This window comes from Bradyrhizobium sp. ma5, assembly GCF_042258955.1.
Lineage (GTDB): Bacteria > Pseudomonadota > Alphaproteobacteria > Rhizobiales > Xanthobacteraceae > Bradyrhizobium.
In genome coordinates, this window is sequence record NZ_CP170156.1 from 8,168,020 (window position 1) to 8,184,497 (window position 16,478).

Annotated in this window: 21 protein-coding genes and 1 riboswitch; of the genes, 7 read left to right on the forward strand and 14 right to left on the reverse strand. The window is 64.0% G+C overall.

The features are described 5' to 3' along the window. Positions 1-104: 104 nt before the first annotated feature. The 7 genes from ACE103_RS38605 to crcB form a co-directional block, all read right to left on the reverse strand. A complete protein-coding gene (locus tag ACE103_RS38605; protein ID WP_375777252.1) occupies positions 105-497 on the reverse strand; it encodes a hypothetical protein in 393 nt (130 codons plus the stop codon). A 339-nt stretch (positions 498-836) separates the two neighbouring features. Then, the gene (locus ACE103_RS38610) at positions 837-1,010 is read right to left on the reverse strand and encodes a hypothetical protein (protein WP_375777253.1); all 174 of its coding nucleotides are present in this window, start codon (positions 1,008-1,010) and stop codon (positions 837-839) included. A gap of 117 nt (positions 1,011-1,127) precedes the next feature. Continuing rightward, the gene (locus tag ACE103_RS38615) at positions 1,128-1,307 is read right to left on the reverse strand and encodes a hypothetical protein (protein WP_375777254.1); all 180 of its coding nucleotides are present in this window, start codon (positions 1,305-1,307) and stop codon (positions 1,128-1,130) included. Positions 1,308-1,388: 81 nt separating this feature from the next. Next, positions 1,389-2,315 (reverse strand): DMT family transporter, encoded by a 927-nt coding sequence (locus ACE103_RS38620; protein ID WP_223966598.1) that lies wholly within the window; start codon positions 2,313-2,315, stop codon positions 1,389-1,391. A 78-nt stretch (positions 2,316-2,393) separates the two neighbouring features. After that, on the reverse strand, positions 2,394-3,074 hold the full coding sequence (locus tag ACE103_RS38625) for a transglutaminase family protein (protein WP_375777255.1): 681 nt from the start codon (positions 3,072-3,074) through the stop codon (positions 2,394-2,396). A 134-nt stretch (positions 3,075-3,208) separates the two neighbouring features. Beyond that, positions 3,209-3,433, reverse strand: coding sequence for a hypothetical protein (locus tag ACE103_RS38630; RefSeq protein ID WP_375777256.1), 225 nt, complete (start codon positions 3,431-3,433; stop codon positions 3,209-3,211). A gap of 170 nt (positions 3,434-3,603) precedes the next feature. Then, positions 3,604-3,990 carry a fluoride efflux transporter CrcB gene (crcB, locus tag ACE103_RS38635; RefSeq protein WP_223966592.1) on the reverse strand — a complete coding sequence of 129 codons (387 nt, stop codon included), beginning with the start codon at positions 3,988-3,990 and terminating at the stop codon, positions 3,604-3,606. Positions 3,991-4,228: 238 nt separating this feature from the next. Continuing rightward, a riboswitch (Fluoride riboswitch) is annotated at positions 4,229-4,289 on the reverse strand. Between the two features lie 151 nt (positions 4,290-4,440). On the opposite strand from crcB, the gene ACE103_RS38640 reads away from it, so the two are divergent. Then, a complete protein-coding gene (locus tag ACE103_RS38640; RefSeq protein WP_223966590.1) occupies positions 4,441-5,223 on the forward strand; it encodes an energy transducer TonB in 783 nt (260 codons plus the stop codon). Positions 5,224-5,280: 57 nt separating this feature from the next. Here ACE103_RS38640 and ACE103_RS38645 read toward each other — a convergent pair whose 3' ends face one another. Next, complete coding sequence (locus tag ACE103_RS38645; RefSeq protein WP_223966588.1) at positions 5,281-5,475, reverse strand: hypothetical protein; 195 nt, start codon at positions 5,473-5,475, stop codon at positions 5,281-5,283. A gap of 320 nt (positions 5,476-5,795) precedes the next feature. Between ACE103_RS38645 and ACE103_RS38650 the strand changes: the two genes are divergently transcribed. Then, complete coding sequence (locus ACE103_RS38650; protein WP_223966586.1) at positions 5,796-6,038, forward strand: hypothetical protein; 243 nt, start codon at positions 5,796-5,798, stop codon at positions 6,036-6,038. A gap of 26 nt (positions 6,039-6,064) precedes the next feature. Here ACE103_RS38650 and ACE103_RS38655 read toward each other — a convergent pair whose 3' ends face one another. The 3 genes from ACE103_RS38655 to ACE103_RS38665 all read right to left on the reverse strand — a co-directional run bounded on the left by ACE103_RS38655 (position 6,065) and on the right by ACE103_RS38665 (position 7,957). Further along, a complete protein-coding gene (locus ACE103_RS38655) occupies positions 6,065-6,205 on the reverse strand; it encodes a hypothetical protein (RefSeq protein ID WP_223966584.1) in 141 nt (46 codons plus the stop codon). A 60-nt stretch (positions 6,206-6,265) separates the two neighbouring features. Beyond that, positions 6,266-7,147, reverse strand: a complete 882-nt coding sequence (locus tag ACE103_RS38660) for a DMT family transporter (RefSeq protein WP_223966582.1) — start codon at positions 7,145-7,147, stop codon at positions 6,266-6,268. An 84-nt stretch (positions 7,148-7,231) separates the two neighbouring features. Beyond that, complete coding sequence (locus tag ACE103_RS38665; RefSeq protein WP_375777257.1) at positions 7,232-7,957, reverse strand: TetR/AcrR family transcriptional regulator; 726 nt, start codon at positions 7,955-7,957, stop codon at positions 7,232-7,234. A gap of 113 nt (positions 7,958-8,070) precedes the next feature. Here ACE103_RS38665 and ACE103_RS38670 point away from each other — a divergent pair, with 113 nt between their 5' ends. Then, positions 8,071-9,282, forward strand: coding sequence for a cytochrome P450 (locus ACE103_RS38670; protein ID WP_375777258.1), 1,212 nt, complete (start codon positions 8,071-8,073; stop codon positions 9,280-9,282). 101 nt (positions 9,283-9,383) lie between these two features. Here ACE103_RS38670 and ACE103_RS38675 read toward each other — a convergent pair whose 3' ends face one another. After that, entirely contained in the window at positions 9,384-10,196 is an 813-nt protein-coding gene (locus ACE103_RS38675) for a response regulator (protein WP_223966576.1), read from the reverse strand. Positions 10,197-10,462: 266 nt separating this feature from the next. On the opposite strand from ACE103_RS38675, the gene ACE103_RS38680 reads away from it, so the two are divergent. The 3 genes from ACE103_RS38680 to ACE103_RS38690 all read left to right on the forward strand — a co-directional run bounded on the left by ACE103_RS38680 (position 10,463) and on the right by ACE103_RS38690 (position 11,705). Then, on the forward strand, positions 10,463-10,666 hold the full coding sequence (locus ACE103_RS38680) for a NepR family anti-sigma factor (protein WP_021076337.1): 204 nt from the start codon (positions 10,463-10,465) through the stop codon (positions 10,664-10,666). After that, complete coding sequence (locus ACE103_RS38685; protein WP_016847265.1) at positions 10,666-11,214, forward strand: sigma-70 family RNA polymerase sigma factor; 549 nt, start codon at positions 10,666-10,668, stop codon at positions 11,212-11,214. The genes ACE103_RS38680 and ACE103_RS38685 overlap by 1 nt, the downstream gene beginning before the upstream one ends. 80 nt (positions 11,215-11,294) lie before the next feature. Continuing rightward, entirely contained in the window at positions 11,295-11,705 is a 411-nt protein-coding gene (locus ACE103_RS38690; RefSeq protein ID WP_375777259.1) for a DUF1905 domain-containing protein, read from the forward strand. Positions 11,706-11,785: 80 nt separating this feature from the next. Here the strand turns inward: ACE103_RS38690 and ACE103_RS38695 are convergent, their stop codons facing one another. After that, positions 11,786-14,695 carry an EAL domain-containing protein gene (locus ACE103_RS38695; protein WP_375777260.1) on the reverse strand — a complete coding sequence of 970 codons (2,910 nt, stop codon included), beginning with the start codon at positions 14,693-14,695 and terminating at the stop codon, positions 11,786-11,788. A gap of 214 nt (positions 14,696-14,909) precedes the next feature. On the opposite strand from ACE103_RS38695, the gene ACE103_RS38700 reads away from it, so the two are divergent. Next, on the forward strand, positions 14,910-15,275 hold the full coding sequence (locus tag ACE103_RS38700; RefSeq protein ID WP_223966569.1) for a methylamine utilization protein: 366 nt from the start codon (positions 14,910-14,912) through the stop codon (positions 15,273-15,275). Positions 15,276-15,293: 18 nt separating this feature from the next. On the opposite strand, the gene ACE103_RS38705 is transcribed toward ACE103_RS38700, so the two are convergent. Beyond that, on the reverse strand, positions 15,294-16,277 hold the full coding sequence (locus tag ACE103_RS38705; protein ID WP_375777261.1) for a hypothetical protein: 984 nt from the start codon (positions 16,275-16,277) through the stop codon (positions 15,294-15,296). Positions 16,278-16,478 lie beyond the last annotated feature (201 nt).

Below are 16,478 nucleotides of genomic sequence, written 5' to 3' on the forward strand. Positions count from 1 at the left end.
TGAGCCGTTGGGCCGCGGCGTACTGGATCGGCCGGTCCATGTGCGCAATTGCGCACAGGCCGGGCGATGACAGCGTTACTTGTTGAGATCGCAGCGCGCCCTTCTCAGGTCACGCAGCGGCCGGGCTGCAGCAGCTTGGCCACTTCGGTCAGGACGCTGACCACGGGCTCGCAAGCCACCTTGCGGGTATCGCCAGGCCGCGCCCGGGCGGGCGCTGCGGGGTGATTGCGGGCCTCTTCCCGCGCCACGGGAACGCGGACCAGGACCGACGTATCGGGAAGCCGATCGACCTTCAGCGCCACCGTCCGGCTCGGCAGGCCGGTCATCGGAACCGCCGCACGATCGGTCTTGGCGGCGCGATTGACCGCGCTCTCCGGCGCCAATTGGGTGGTGACCTGCTGCCCGCCAATGAGATCGTGACCGGATGCGAGCTGCACCGCGCCCAGCGTCAGTCCAGCCGCCAACGCAGCGAAAATTCCCTGTTGAATCTTTGACATGGTGATGTCCCTCGCCCCATGGAAATTCCCGTTGGCGATCACGGACACAACGCGAGCGAAACCTGTGGGGTTCTCGCGTCCAGCCATCACTTAACCGTGTACGAAAAAATTTTGATTCGCGCGGAACGAGTCCGGGGGTCTGCGAGTCATTGGAAGAGCCGGTTATTCCCCCTGCCCCATTGACCGGCGACGTAGGGCGCGACCGTGGTGATGCCGGTCGCGCCCTGCTCTTTTTTGGCCGTGCGCAAGGGATGCGTCAGCCAGCCTGTCACTCACCTCACGCATTGGAAGCCACGCACAGAGGACTGGTCCTTCCGCCAAGCGAAAGGACCGTATGTTTCAGGCACTGTCGTTTGGTGGCATGTCGTGGGATCGAACGACCGTCACTTCACGGCATGACAGGCAACGACCGACATGAAACTTGATTCCGGTTGTCTGGTCGTCGACGAGCATCAATTCACTCAAGGGCTCGCCGCATTTGCAAGTGACCGTTTTCTTATCGGCAAAATACATCTGAGGTCCTCCATAAGCCTGGAGATTTCATTGCGTCATTCGGGCGAACTCGCTTGGGCTCCTTCTCGGTCTGTTGGATCCGGGCAATCCGGACGATGGGGGAGTGGCTCCCGGGCGCTATTTTGCGGCGGATCGCTTCCGCGATTCCGCGGCTTCACGCGCCTGCCGCTCGGCCTTGAGGCGGCGGAAGTTGTCGTAGAACGCCTTCTCGTGGGCGAGGTGCTCCTTCATCGCCTGCGACGCGTCTTGCTGGCGCTGCTCGTTACGAACCTTGCGCTGCTGGGGAGTAAGATTCATACGACCTCCAACTAAGTTCTTGAATCAACGCTGGATTCAACGCACGAGGCCGGAAAAGGTTCCCCCAAGAAGGAGCTGGATCTATTTGCGCAGGCTCGCCCAGACGCCGCCGAGGATCAGCAAGCCGCCAACCAGGTGGATCAATTTCGGCGGCTCCCCAAGGATGATCCAGGACAGCAGCGCGCTCGCGATCGGCGCGACATAGAGCACGAGCGACGTCCGCACCGAACCGAACCTTGCGCCGAGCCAGGCGAAGCCGGCATAGGCGATCAGGCCCGGCACAAGGCCGGCGAACACATAGGCCTCGAAAGCCCGGGCGTTGAACACCGCAGCCGGTGTCGACCACATTTCCTGGAGCGCCGGCGGCAGCGAGCACAGCGCGCCGGCCACCGAGAACAGGCTGACCCGCGCCAGCAGCGAAGCGCCTGGCGCGACGCGCGATTGCACCAGCGTGTAGCCGGACCAGCCGAGCATCGCGCACACCACCAGCAGATCGCCCCATGCCGCGCTCGATTGCGTCAGGTTTTCCAGATGGCCGCCCGAGACGATCAACAGCGCGCCGGCGAGGGCCAGCGCCGTGCCGAGCCATTGCAGCGGACCGATATGCTCGATGCCGAGCGCGGCCGAGATCAGCAGCACCATGATCGGCGACAGCGCGAAGATCAGTGCGATATGGATCGCGGTCGTCGTGATGCCCGCGATGTAGACCGGCCCGCCGCACAGGAACATGCCGAGGAAGCCCGCGGCGAGGATCGGCCAGAAATTCTGCACCAGCGGGATCTTGCCGTCCCTGATCGCCGCGATCGCGAACGGCGCAAGCCCAATTGCGATGATGCTCCAGCGGAAGAAGGCCAGCGAGAATGGCGGCACCGAGCCGGCAAGGCCGCGTGCCAACACCTGGTTGGAGGCCTGCCCGACCGCGACCAGGATGAAGCCGGTCAGCGCGACCGCGTCCTCCCAGCCTGTGGCCGGGCGGCCGACCTGACCTTTCGGCAGCTCCGCATCCATGACACCGCCCCCTCAGCCGGCGCACGCTCACCCGAAACGGCTTCCGTCAGCGCGCCGCTTGCCGCAGCACGCCGCCCGCTATTGCTCCGCCGCCTCGCGCTCTATGTCGCGGCCGGACATGTCCTCGCCCTGCATGTTGGCGTATTCGCGCGCCATCTCGCGCATCAGGAATTTGGCGGGGACGTCGTGATAGGTGCCGTGGTCGTTGACATACTGCATGTAGGCGCGCCCCGCGCCGTCGAACGGATGCAGCAGCGCATCCGAATGACCGTCGAAATCGAGCGGCTTGACGCCGAGCTTGGCACACAGCGTGTCGTTGAAGGTCGGGGTCGCCTTGCGCCAGGCGCCGTCGACGAACACTTCGGTGAAGCCGTGCCAGGTGAACAGGTCCGAACCCATGCTCTGGCGCAGCTTCTCGGTGGTGAGGTGGTTGCGGACATCGGCAAAGCCGACCCGGGCCGGGATGCCCTGGACCCGGCAGGCCGCGGCATAGAGCGCCGCCTTGCCGACGCAATAGCCATTGCCGGCGGCGAGCACGCTGGAGGCCCGATAGCTCTCCGGCGAACGCATGCTGACATAGGGGTTGTAGCGGATGCCGTCGCGCACCGCGGTGTAGAGCCGGCTCGCGATGTCGCGCGCGCCGGCGCCGGGTGGGACGGCGGCGCGGGCGAACGCCTCGACGGCAGGATGGTCGCTGTCGACATATTCGCCGGGGTCGGTGTAGAGGCGGCTGATCGTATCGGGGAGATGCTCGGTCATGGCGCAACCTTAGCAAGCCATGTGCGCAGTTCAATGCAGCAGGCGCGGCACTTCTCGCAGCCCTGCTCCGCTAGATTTCCAGCTTTGACGCGTTTTCTTGACGCGAACCGGTGCCCACTTCGCTTGAAAACGCTCTAGTTCTCGAAGTGTTCGTCCAACCGCGGCGGCGGCTGGTAGCTGCGCCGCTTCGACTTGAAATATTCGCGTGCGAAATGGATGCCGAACCCGATCAGGAACGGCGGCGCGAGCGCGGCGGCGATCATCAGCGCGGTGATCGACTTCGGCGTCAGGATGTCCAGCACCATCGACGCCAGCAGCCACAGCGTGGCAGCAATCACCGCGACGTCGACATGCTTCATTCCCCAATCTCTCCCTTGGTCCCTGACCTCGATCCGGGTTCCATTCTACCGGCTGACCCCGGGCGCGCCAAGGATTCCGGCGGCAGGCGATACCTCCAGCCCTTCACTTTTTTGGAACGGCGCCCGTGCAGTCCGGACGACGAACCCCCACGGCCGCCCACCGCCTTCGGCTAAGCCGCGAACGCCCGCACCAGCAGCAGGCCGCCGAACAGCGCGAGGATCGAGAGCGCAACGGAGGCCGCGATGTAGGCAGCGGCCGGCCATAGCTCGCCCCGCTGCATCAGCACGATCGCATCGAGCGAAAAGGTCGAGAAGGTGGTGAAGCCGCCGCAGATGCCGACGGTAAGAAACACCCGCACCGCCTGGCTGACGTTCCAGCTCAGTGCGAAGGACTCCGCGAAGACGCCGATCAGGAACGAGCCCACGATATTGATCACCAGCGTGCCCCAGGGAAATTCGGTGCCGACCAGGCGCCCCGCGCCGATCGCCACCAGATAGCGCGCGACCGATCCCAGCGAACCGCCGATCGCGACCGCCGCCAACAATTGAACGTTCAATGTCTCACCCTTCCCGTTCGCCACTCGGCGACGCCTGTCACAAGCCCAACAATGAAGGTCGCGGCGACCAGCTCACCCGGGGCGCCGACCAACAGGGCGACGACACCGACGAGCCAGATCGACCCGACCAGCGACAATGCGATTGAGAGTGAACCAGGAAGACCCGTCTGCTCTGCCCCTTCTCGTTCGCGGGGGCGCAGTGGGTCGGCGGTGGCGCATGCTCCTACCGACGCTGTCGCGCCCGGTAGGAGTCATCAGCCTTGCGGCGGTTATCGGGGGACTCCATCCCCATCAACGAGAGGGATGCTACGGTGCGTGGCGAATACGGGCAAGCCGATTTCGCAGGCAGGCATTGACGGATCTCCACCGCATAGCGAGCTACGCGCCTTGCAATCAACCGAAGCGCGAATAGAGTGCCTTGGTAGATTGTGAAGTTGGATCAGCACCTGGATGTTACGACACGTCGCTGTTTGCATTGCCTTGCTCGTCATTGCCACACTTCCCACAATCGCAGAGGAATACGGCGCTGAGACGCGGCAACTTGGTTCGGTCGAGGCATGGAAGCGGGACGTCAGTGTTCGTCTTACCCAGGCTCGGCGCTACCCGGCAGCATTGACGCCCGGCCAGGAGGGCACCGCCAAAGTTGCCTTCAGGATCGATCGCGCAGGTCACCTCATGGCGAGCTGGCTCATCGAGGCCAGCGGTATCCCGGCCATCGATGCAGAGGCATTGGCTATCGTTGAACGCGCTCAGCCCTTTGCCGCGCTGCCTGCGGAGGTGCCGGACGATTCGGCCGTCCTGACCGTCCCATTCCATTTTGGAGCTATGGGCCCTTCCTTCGTAGAGGGCGACTTCCCCGAAAGCTGGAAAAGGCAGGTCTACGCTCGCTTGACTGGCGCTGTTGAGGACGCCAAACGCCGATTGGCACGGATGTCGGACACCAAGCGCCAATCAATTCGGATACCGGACGATGCCTACACCGTCAAAGTCGGCATCTCGCTTGATCGCGGCGGCAAGCTGGTGACGAGCTGGCTTGTGGAGAATGGCCGCGTCCCGGCGCTCGATGCCGAAGCATTGGCGATCGTTAGACGGGCTGAGCCCTACCCACCGCCCCCTGTCGACACGAAGGGCCAGGACTTCCAATTGGTTCTGCCGATCACTTTCAATGCTGTCATGCCGTGGGACGACCCTGGCCTAAAGGCAAAGCTGAATTCCGTCTGTCGCGGTTGCTGAGCGGCCTGTCCGACGCGGCGGGAGCCGATGGTCCATCCCGCCGCGCCGGGGCCGTTCTCACTCATTCATCGCCAGCATCGCGTTCAGCTCGACGGCGGTGCGCAGCTGCTCAATGCGCGCGGCAATCTGTTCGCGCTTGACGCCGCGCGGCAACTCCACGAGCTGGCGCTCGAGCCGCAATCGGTGCTCGTCTAGGCGCTGCTCGAACGTATGGGGTTCAGACCTCTTCCGCTTCTGAATCGTCTTCTGCATCACTCACCCTTGGCGGTTGCAGACCGGGACTATTGGCCCAGCGGTCCAGTTGATCGATGACCTGTGCGTGGCTCGGACGCCGCGGTCTCGGGGCTTCCGGTTCCTCGGACAACTTGCGGGGCAGCTTGACGTGGTTGGTCATGGCATCACTCCCGCTAGACAACGGGAAGGCAGCCGAATCGTTCCTTATTTTTTCTCGTAAGCCATTGATTTTGTTTGATTAACTTACTCAATCGACATTTTTGTCTCAAGCTGTGGAACCCACCGCGACTTGGCTCGTTTAGCAAATTGCTCAACTAACTAATTCTGGGCGATTTGCGATGAATGAGCTTCGCGCTGAACGTCTTCAAGTCATGCTCTCTCCCGAAGAATTATCGGCCCTCGACGATTTCCGCTTCAAGCACCGGATGCCGACTCGCGCCGCTGCGGTCCGCGAGCTGCTCAAGCTCGGTCTCGCCAGCACCGGCGTCGATGGAGGCGCCGGGGTGAAGTCGAGCGAGTATGGGGTGTTTAACCGGGGGCCGGATGGGCACACCCAAGGGGACGCGCCGCAGGAGGAGTGACGGCGCGTTGGCGCTGCTGCGGCGGTTCAGCCGGCGACGAAGAGGTCGACAATCGCTTTCAGCGTGCAGACCACGAGTGCCGAGGTGAACATCGCCGTGCCGAGATCTGCGAGATAAAGCAGCTGCGCCTTCTGCTCCGCATCAAGCCGCGCGATCGCCTTGCGCATGGCCAAGCTCCCTTTTCAGGAGAACGCGTCGCGTGAACGTCGGTTCCCTCGACCGGCAACTCATGCCCGCTGCAGCGCCAGCGTCACGCCGCCGAGCGTCAGCGCCATCGCGCCGATCTCACGCAGGCCCAACGGCTCGCCGAGGATGATCGCGGCCGAAATCACGCCGATGACAGGCACCAGCAGCATGCCGGTCGACGCCGACGTCGGCGGCAGGCGGCGCAGCGTCTCGAACCAGGTGAGATAGCAGATGCCCATCGGCATCAGCGTCATGTAGGCGAAGCAGCCGAGGCCGAACGGCGTGATGGCGGCATAGTTCGGGTGCTCGAACAGAACGCCGAGCAGCAGCATCACGAGACAGCCGATGCCGACCTGCCAGGCGACCACCGCGAGCGGCGGCATCGGCAGCGGCTTGCGATTCAGCACGTTGCCGAGCGCGAACAGGATGGCGCAGGCGAGCGCCAGCGCAATGCCGGTAAGCTTGTCGGCGCTGAACGCAAAACCGTTGCCGCCGAGCAGGAGCGCGACGCCCGCGACGCCGAGCACCAGCGCCGCCAGGTCGCGCAGCGTCGGGCGGCTGTGCAGCACCGGCCAGGCGAACAGCATCGCCCAGATCGGCATCGTGTAGGCGAGCAGCGCGCCCTCGCCGACCGTGACGAATTTCATTGCGATGGTGCCAAAACCCATCCAAGCGAAGACATTGGTGAAGGAGGCGAACAACAGCCGCGGGACCGCCTCGCGCGGCACCGCGAGCGACTGGCCGCGGGCGAGCGCCAGCGTGCCCAGAATCACCGCCGCGCAGGTGCCGGCCAGCCCGCGGGCGAACAGCGGCGGCCATTGCTGCAGCAGCAGCTTCATCAGCGGCCAGTTCAGGGCCCAGCCGAAAGCCGTCACCACCAGGCAGAGAGAGCCGATCGTTCGGTCGCGTTGCGTCTTATCCATCGGCCGCGCTTAGCAGGCAGAGCTAGCCGATTCCACATCGCAGCGCGCATGCCGCATCAGCGTGGACCTTCGGATACCATTCCGTCAGGCAAAGGTGCCGATCGAGACCCGCGGCCAGCCCTCGCTTTTCCGCGCGGCGGCAAGCTTGCTGGTCCAGGCATCGATCAGGCTTGCGATCAGAAGACGGCCGGTGCCGCGCATGTCGGGCAGTTTCATGGTCGGCGTGCCGAGCGTCAGCGCGACCACGCCGTGCACGGCCGCAAGCAGCGCGGTCGCGAGCCGCGGCGGCAGGCCGGATGCCGGCTCGGCGCCTTGCGCCGCGAGGAATTCCCGCACCGACACCACGAACAGTTCGTAGCTGCGGCGCGCGATCTCGGTCTCGCCGAAATAGACGCCGTCGGGAAAGCGGCGGTCCTCGACCGTGCCGGACATCGAGAACAGCGAACGGAAGTGATCGGGATTGTCAGCCCAATAGTCGAGATAGGTTTCCATCACCCGCCGCAGCCGCAAATCGCTGTCGGCGGTCTGCGCGCGGACCCGTTCGAGCCGCGCGGCAACCGCTTCGAGATTCTGCTGCTTCACCGCGAGCAGCAGCAGCAGCTTGGTCGGATAATATTTGAGGACGGTGCCCTTCGAATAGCCGATCGCATCGGCGATCTTCTGGATCGAGACGGTCTCGAGCGTACCGGCGGCGAACTCCTTGCGCGCGGTCTCGAGGATCAACGCCTTCAGCGCCTCCTTGTCGGCCTCCTGACGCGCCCTGCGCTGAAAGCGCCGCGGCCCCTTGCTGGATCGCTCCTCGATCGACATTGCCGTCTCCTACGGCCTTTTCCGCTCCGATGGAATCGAAACGAGGCTCCCTCTTGCCTTACTCCAATTAATTGACTATGGTCAATTAACTGATCACAAGACGGGAGGATGCAATGAGCGCCCTTGCGAGCCCCCTCGCCGGCGAAATTGTCCGCAGCGATTTCGATCCGTTCAGCCCGGCGACGCGGGCCGATCCTTACGGCGCCTATGCGGAACTGCGCGCCGCGGCGCCGGTCGTCCGCCTGACCAAATATGACATCTGGACCGTGCCGCGCTTTGCCGAGGTCAAGGCGATCTTCGGAGACCATGTCAATTTCAGCAACGCCGGCGGCGCCGGACTTGCGAACCACTTCAAGGACAAGCCGTGGCGGCCGCCGAGCATCGTGCTGGAAGCCGATCCGCCGCTGCACACCCGAACCCGTGCGGTGCTGGCGCGGATCCTCTCGCCGGGCGCGATGCGGCGGCTCGCGGATGATTTCAAGGCGACGGCGACGCGGCTGATCGACGGGCTGGTCGAACGCGGATCGTTCGATGCGATCAAGGACATCGCCGAGGTGTTTCCGGTCAGCGTGTTTCCCGACGCGCTCGGCATCGACCAGGAGGGTCGCGAGAACTTTCTGACCTATGGCGCGATGGTGTTCGCCGGCTTCGGGCCCGAGAACGACTATTTCCGCAACCTGATGAAAGAGGCGCCGCGGGTGCTGCCCTGGGTGGCGGCGCGCTGTCAGCGCGAGGCGCTGCGGCCGGGCAGCTTTGGCGAGCAGGTCTACGAGGCGGCCGACACCGGCGAGATCAGCGCCGAGGAAGCGCCGCTGCTGGTGCGTTCGCTGCTCTCGGCCGGGCTCGACACCACGATCAGCGCGATCGGCATGGCGCTGTACACGCTCGCGCGCCATCCGGAGCAATGGGCATTGCTCGCAGCCGACCCGTCGCTGTCGCGCGGGGCGTTCGACGAGACGCTGCGCTTCGATTCACCGGCGCCGTTCGTGTTCCGCACCACGCCGCACGACACCGAAATTGCAGGCGTTGCGATCGGCAAGCACGAAAAGGTGCTGCTGCTGCTCGCCTCCGCCAACCGCGACGCGACGCGCTGGGAGCATCCCGACCAGTTCGACGTCAGACGGCGGCTGTCCGGACACATGGGCTTCGGTGTCGGCATCCACGGCTGTGTCGGGCAGATGGTGGCGCGGCTGGAGGCGGAGGCCGTGATCGCAGCGCTCGCCAGCCGCGTGAAGCAGTTCGACATTGCGGGGCCGGTTGCCTTCCGCGACAGCTCCGGCCTGCGGGCGCTCAGCACGATGCCGGTCCGCGTGGTCAGCAAATAGCTTCGACATCGCGCACCACGCTCGGGAAACCTTCCCCAAGAAAAAACCGGCGTACCTTTCGGTACGCCGGCTTGCATTTTGCCCTCTTGCGTAAACTCAGCTCATGCCGACGCCGCGCGCGGCGTGCGGTTGCGCGAGTTGCGCTGGAAGAACAGCGCCTGGCTCGCTACCGCCGACACCATCGCCGGCTGGAACGGCTTCGAGATCAGGAACGCCGGCTCCGGCCGCTCGCCGGTCAGGAAGCGCTCGGGATAGGCCGTGATGAACACCACCGGCACCTCGAAGGTGCGCAGCAGCTCGTTGACCGCATCGAGACCGGACGAACCGTCGGCGAGCTGGATGTCGGCGAGGATCAGGCCGGGCTTCTTGTTCTTGGCGAGCGCCACCGCATCGGAATGCGTGCGCGCAACGCCGATGACGTTGTGGCCGAGATTCTTCACCAGGCTCTCGAGGTCCATGGCGATGAAAGTCTCGTCCTCGATGATCAGGACATCGGTGGCGATCTCGGCGGCCATCTCGCGGCCGGCGGCATCCGTCAGCTTGCGCGTCTCGGCAACGTCGGTGCCGAGAATGTAGCCGACCTCCTCCTCCGAGAAGCCTTCCAGCGACAACAGCAGGAAGGCCTGCCGAGGCAGCGGCGTGATGTTGGAGAGTCGGCGCTCCGGCGGCAGCGAGAGCGTCGCCACGTCTTCATTGTCGTTGTTGTTCACCGACACCGAATTCCAGATCTGGGTGAACAGCCGAAACAGCCCGGCGCGCGGACCGTGGCTCTGGTCCAGCAATGATCCGTCCTGCAACAGGGCCTCGAGCATGGCCCCGACATAGGCGTCCCCCGACGCCTGGTTTCCGGTCAGCGCGCGCGCATAACGGCGCAACAGCGGAAGGTGTTCGGCAACGATCTGTGATCGGGACATTCCCACTCCATCCTTGTTCGTGAGGCCAACCGGCCTGAAACCCGTACTCTGGGGCGGCGTACCAATATGGGGCGACCCCGGTTCCCCTGCATGCCCGACTACGCGTGAGCGCCGAAAAAGTTCCACGAAATAGTTCCAGCCTTCCGGAACTTTCTGCGCAACTTTGCATTAGCTCCTGACCGACGAGGCAACGCGGCCAGCCTCTTTTTTCGAGGAATCGACTTGAAAATCAGAGACTTAACTCCCGGGGAAGCGTGGATCAGATCATGAAGGAAGTAAAGAAGCAGGGCGGTCTCAACGCCGAGATTCAATCGAGAATCGGCCACCAGCTTCGCGCCATGTACGACGACGTGGTGCGGCAGGGGGTGCCCGACCGCTTTGCGGAGCTGATCCGCAAACTCGACGGACCCGAGGCCGCCGCGGCGGCCGTGGCCGGGGGCGATCCTGACAAGAACAATGGAGGGGACTAATGCCTCTCACCAATGAACTTCGCGACGACATCCTGGCGTCGGTCCCGAGCCTGCGCGCGTTCGCGATCTCGCTGTCCGGCAATGGCGACCGCGCCGACGATCTGGTGCAGGAGACCCTGCTGCGCGCGATCGCCAATATCGACTCGTTCCAGCCCGGCTCGAACCTGCCCGCGTGGTTGTTCACCATCCTGCGCAACCTGTTTCGCTCCGACTACCGGAAGCGGCGGCGCGAGGTGGAGGATGCCGAGGGCAATTATGCCAAGACGCTGAAGAGCCAGCCGTCGCAGGCCGCGCATCTGGAGTTCGAGGAATTCCGCGCGGCGCTCGAAAAGCTGCCGCAGGACCAGCGCGAAGCGTTGATCCTGGTTGGTGCCTCCGGCTTCTCCTACGAGGATGCCGCAGCGATCTGCGGCTGCGCGGTCGGCACCATCAAGAGCCGCGTCAACCGCGCGCGCTCGAAGCTCTCCGCGCTGCTCTATGTCGACAGCGCCGAGGATTTCGGCCCCGACAACACCGTGCGCGCCGTGATCGGCGGCAATGGCGGATAGCCAAGCGAAGCTAGAGGGGAAGGGCGGCCCGCTGGGCCGCCTTTTTCATTCGGCGATCGTCCATCACGGTATCGCGCAGCATGACCCGGAAGACGTTTGAAGCCACCATCGTCCTGGAGGGCGGCGCCTGCTTCATACCGGTGACGTTCGATCCGAAGGTTGTTTTCGGCAAGGTTCGCGTTCCGGTCCTCGTTACGCTGAACGGCTACACCTATCGAAGCACCATCGCCTCGATGGGCGGGCAGGCCTGCATTCCCTTGCGAAAGAGCAACCGCGAGGCGGCGGGTCTCAAGGGCGGCGAGACATTACAGGTCACGCTCGAGCTCGATGCCGAAAAGCGAACTGTCGACATCCCGCCCGACCTCGACAAGGCGCTCACCCCGGCTGCGCGAGCCCGCTGGGATCAGCTCAGCTTCACGCACCAGCGAGAATACGTCGAGGCGATCAACGAAGCCAGGAAGCCGGAGACGCGCGCACGCCGGATCGAGTAGACCGTCGCCCGTCTCGATCGACCATCGTCAGACTAGAGCGTTGTCCGCGATCGCCGTCGCGTTGCGCGACGGCCGCACCATCAGCCGGCCATCGCCTGCTGGACGGCAGCCGGCTTGAAGCCGTTTCTCAATTCGAGGATCTTGCCCGCGATCTCGGTGACCGGGACCGGATGACTGAACAGGAAGCCCTGGGCCTCGTTGCAGCCTTCGGCCCGCATGTGGTCCAACTGCTCCACGGTCTCGATGCCTTCCGCGATCGTGGTCATGCCAAGGCTTCTGCCAAGGCTGATGACGGCGCGCACGATCGATTTCGATCCATGCGTCGCGGTCAAGTCGCGCACGAAGGATTTGTCGATCTTGAGCTTGTCGAACGGAAAACTGCGCAGATAGCTCAGCGACGAATAGCCGGTGCCGAAATCGTCCAGCGCGATGCGCAGTCCCAGCGCCTTCAGCTTGTGCAGCGTTGCAAGCGTCTCGTTACTGTTCGCGAGGAAGACGGATTCGGTGATTTCGAGCTCCAGCCGGCGCGGCGACAATTTTGACGCCGTAAGCGCGTTGACGGCGACGTCGATGAAGTCGGGATCGCGAAACTGGACCGCCGAGACGTTGACCGCGAGCTTCATCTCTGTAGGCCAGGTGACGGCCTGCTCGCAGGCGCGATTGAGTACCCATTCTCCCAACGGGCCGATCAGGCCGATCTCTTCCGCGATCGGGATGAACTGGTCCGGCGGCACCATTCCCCGCTTCGGGTGATGCCAGCGGAGCAACGCCTCGAAGCCGCAGATGCGGTCGAGATGGAGATCGTAAAGCGGCTGGTAGTACAGCGAGAACTCGTCCTTGGCCATCGCTTCGCGGAGATCGAGCTCGATTGCCCGGCGCCGCTGCAGGCTGGCGTCCATCGCGGGCTCGAAGAAGCGCCAGGTGCCCCGGCCTTCCATCTTGGCGCGGTACAGAGCGACGTCGGCGTTCTTCAGGAGCTTCTCTCCGGTGGTGCCGTCGACCGGCGACATCGAGATGCCGACGCTGCATCCGACCACGACGCGATGCCCGTTCAGCTCGTACGGAGCGCCGACGCATTCCACGATGCGGCGAGCGAGGCGCTCGGCCTCCTCGCCGCCCTGGACGCCACACTGAATGACCGCGAACTCGTCGCCGCCCAGGCGCGCGACGGTGTCGACCTCGCGGACGCAGGCGTTGAGGCGGTCGGCGACCGCACACAGCAGTTCGTCGCCGACCGGATGCCCGAGCGTATCGTTGACCTGCTTGAAATTATCGAGATCGAGGCAGAACACGGCGAAGCCGGATCCGCGGCCGACCTGAGCGACCGCCAGCTCGATCCGTTCCGCCAGCAGCGTCCGGTTCGGCAGCCTGGTCAAAGCATCGTGCCGGGCCATGAACGCGATCTGCGACTCGGCCCGCTGCTGTTCGGTCACATCCTCGCAGGTGACGAGCCAGCCGCCGTCGGATGTCGGCCGTTGCGCGATGGCAATGATCCGTCCATCGCTGAGATGCTGTAGATAGTTGCCCTCGTGCTGGGCCATCGATCGCTCGCGTTCCGCCAGCAGGTCTTCGACGGTCTGGTCACCGTGATTGCCGGCGGCAACGCTGAGGCCGAGCACGTCCTCCATGGTCATTCCGGGAACGACGAGCTCCGGCGAAATGTCGAAGATCTCGCAGAACCTGCGGTTGGCGACCTGCAGCCGCGCCTCGCTGTTGTAGAGGCACAGCCCCTGCGACATGTGCGTGAGCGCCGCGTCGAGCCGCAGATTGGTTTCATGCAGCTCGGCCTTCTGCTGCTTCAGCGCGGAGATGTCGCTGTAGACGAGAACGACGCCGCCCTCCTGCGTCTCGCTGCGGCTGACACGCAGCCAGCGCCCGTCGGAAAGCTGCGCCTCGCTCGCGAAGCCATCGCAGTCACCGTCGGCCGGCGCCAGGCTGGGGGCATCAAGCCGATCCGACTGCAGAAGCTGCGGCGAAAGACGGATGAATTCGCTGGCGCGCGAGTTGGCCAGCGCGATCTGGCCATCCGCATCGAGCAGCACGACACCTTCGTGCGACGTTTCGAGCGCATCGGAAAGCCGCGCCTGCGCGGAACGGCGTTGCGACACCTCTTGATCGACCATCCGCCTGATGTTGTCGCGCATGGTTTCCATGGCGGTCAGCAGCGTGCCGAGTTCGTCGGTACCGCCCTTGGGAACGGTCGCGTCGAGGTCGCCGCCGGCGATGCTCCGCGCGGCCCGCGATGCAATGGCGACGGGCCCGATGATCCGGCGCGCCAACAACCACGAGAACAGCGCCGACAGGAACAGCGCGACGGTCAGCCCGGCGACGTTGAGCTGCAGATCCCGCTTGATCGTCGAGAGCGCCTTTTGCCGGAACAGAAAGCCGTCGCCGGCCGTGTAGTTGACCAGCAGCTCGACCTGCTGGCTGACGATCTTGGAGTAGCGATCGACATCGCCGACCGTCGTCCCCGATGCATGTGGATCAGCCGCCGAATTTCCCTCGACCGACGATCCGATCGCACGGCGATGCAGCGCCATCCAGGCGTCGGCGGCTTCCTGAACCTTTGCCGCGGCTTGCGCGGCCCGCGAGGACTGCGACCGGTCGGCAGCGATCGTCAGGTCTTCCGCCAGCGTCTTGCCTAGCTTTTCAATCTGGCTGTCGAGGCTGGCACGAATTTCCGGATCCGTGGTCAGCAGGCGCTGCGACGACGCGACCCGCATCGAGGCGAAGTCCGCACCGGCCGCGCGGGCGTAATTGATCGACATCAGGGATTCGTCGAACGTCTTGGCCACCAGATCGCCGGCATGGCGGATACCAAGGATGGAGTATCCGCCGAGCGCGACGGCAACGGCGCTCATCGCGAGACAGAAAATCAGAATCTGGGTGCGGATCGAACCCGTGGTCAGGGCAACACGCGACAGGCCGCCGGTCGCGAACCGAAAGGCTGCACCGGTCTTTACCTTGAGATTGCCTAATAGGCTATCCATACCCGCGTTTCGCCGTAGTGCTCGATGCTCAAGCTACGCAGAAACGCGCAGCGCTAGCGGAAAAATGTCTGTCTGCTCAAAATTGCTTTAGTAGTGACTGCAACTCATGCTGAAATCGTTAAGATCAGCTGGCGATAATCACCCTTACAGGTAATCCGGGACGCATCATTTGCACGCTCAAGTAGCCGGTTTTGGAATTCCAAGCGGGGGTCTCATGCAATCAGGCTTGTTGCGCATCCTGCGCCTCGGCCGGTCCGGCCGCGTGCCTTTGGTGGCCGCGATTGTCACGGGAGCGCTGGCCGGCGCCGCTCTGGGTGCGGCGCCCTACGTCATTTCGCAGAAGGATCGCGAGTTCAAGCCGGCGGAGATCTCGATCAAGCGCGGCGAGGTTTTACGGTTCATTAACGATGACGGCGAACTGCTTCATCACGCTTATTTGAGCACCGAGACGTTCAGTTTCGACTCGGGGGACCAGCAGCCGGGCAGCAAGTTCGACGTCACCTTTTCCGTGCCCGGCGACTACACCGTGCTGTGCGGCATTCATCCGAAGATGAAGCTCGCCGTCCACGTCGCCAAATAGCCCCTTGAAGCAACGGATCTACAGGACCGAGGTCTTGAAGATCGCGGCGTGACCGAAATAGTAGACGAACAGCGTCAGCGACAGCGCAGCACAGAGCGCGACCGGGGCGAGCCAGGGCGCGCGACGATCGCGCGCCAACACCTTGTTGTCGGCGACAATCGCAAACAGCACGGCGATGATCGCCGAGTGTCCGATGGTGTCGATCTTGCCGAATTCGAAGCACGCGCTGATGAACATCCCTGTCAGCACGGCGGCGGCACAGCGCCGGATCAACGGCGTCCAGATCAAGGCGAAGGCGAGCGTGAACTCCACCATGCCCGCGGCGCGCATGTAGAATTCATTGTCGAAGCCGAGGGTCATTCCGGCATGCTCGATCAGGAGCGGAAAGCTCCATTCCGGATAGGCCCATTTTTCGATCGAGGCCCACATCAGCGTCACCGCCGCGGCGTACCGCATCACGTCGATCGGCCGGATTCCGAACAGGTCCTTGTTCAGCCCGATCAGCGCAAAATAGGCGGCAACGCCTAGAAAAATCGGGTAGTCGGCGAGATGGAAGACGCCGTAGTCGCGGACACCGATGCCGAACAGGATCGCCATCCCCACGGCCGACAGCGGCAGCGTGCGCCGCGACAGCATGCCGGCGGCGATGGCGAGCTGCAACGCGCCCACCAGCGGTGACGACGTCTTCAACTCCGGCGTCAGCAGGATGCCGCCGACGGCCCAGATCGAGATGAAGAAGAACGCGCAGACCGCGCGCATCATCAGTTCGGTGTGCAGCCGCAGTCCCTCGGTAATGCGGTCCAGCACGCGAATGGTCGCATCGCCGAGCGACGTCGGCTCGATCAGGCAGCCCGCAAACAGCCAGAAGACGGCGACGCCGAGCAGCAGTTCAAAATCGAGGCAAAGGACATTCTCGAGTCCGCGCGGCTGACCGGCGACATCGTAAGCACAAAACCATTTGACATGTGCCTCGGCACTGCGCGCGGCTGTGACGCAAAACAAAACCGCTGCAAGGCACGTGGCGAAAAAGGAGCGCACAGCCGACGCGGCATCTCGCTCCCGCCCATTAAACATTGAACCAACCGCCCACACACACACTTACGCTTAAGGACTTGTTTAACTTATATCAAATTTTAAGCTTTGCGCCTGCCCCTGACATCCGCTGGTTGCATTGTGGTTAATTGCGGCAGGCAGGCCCCAACC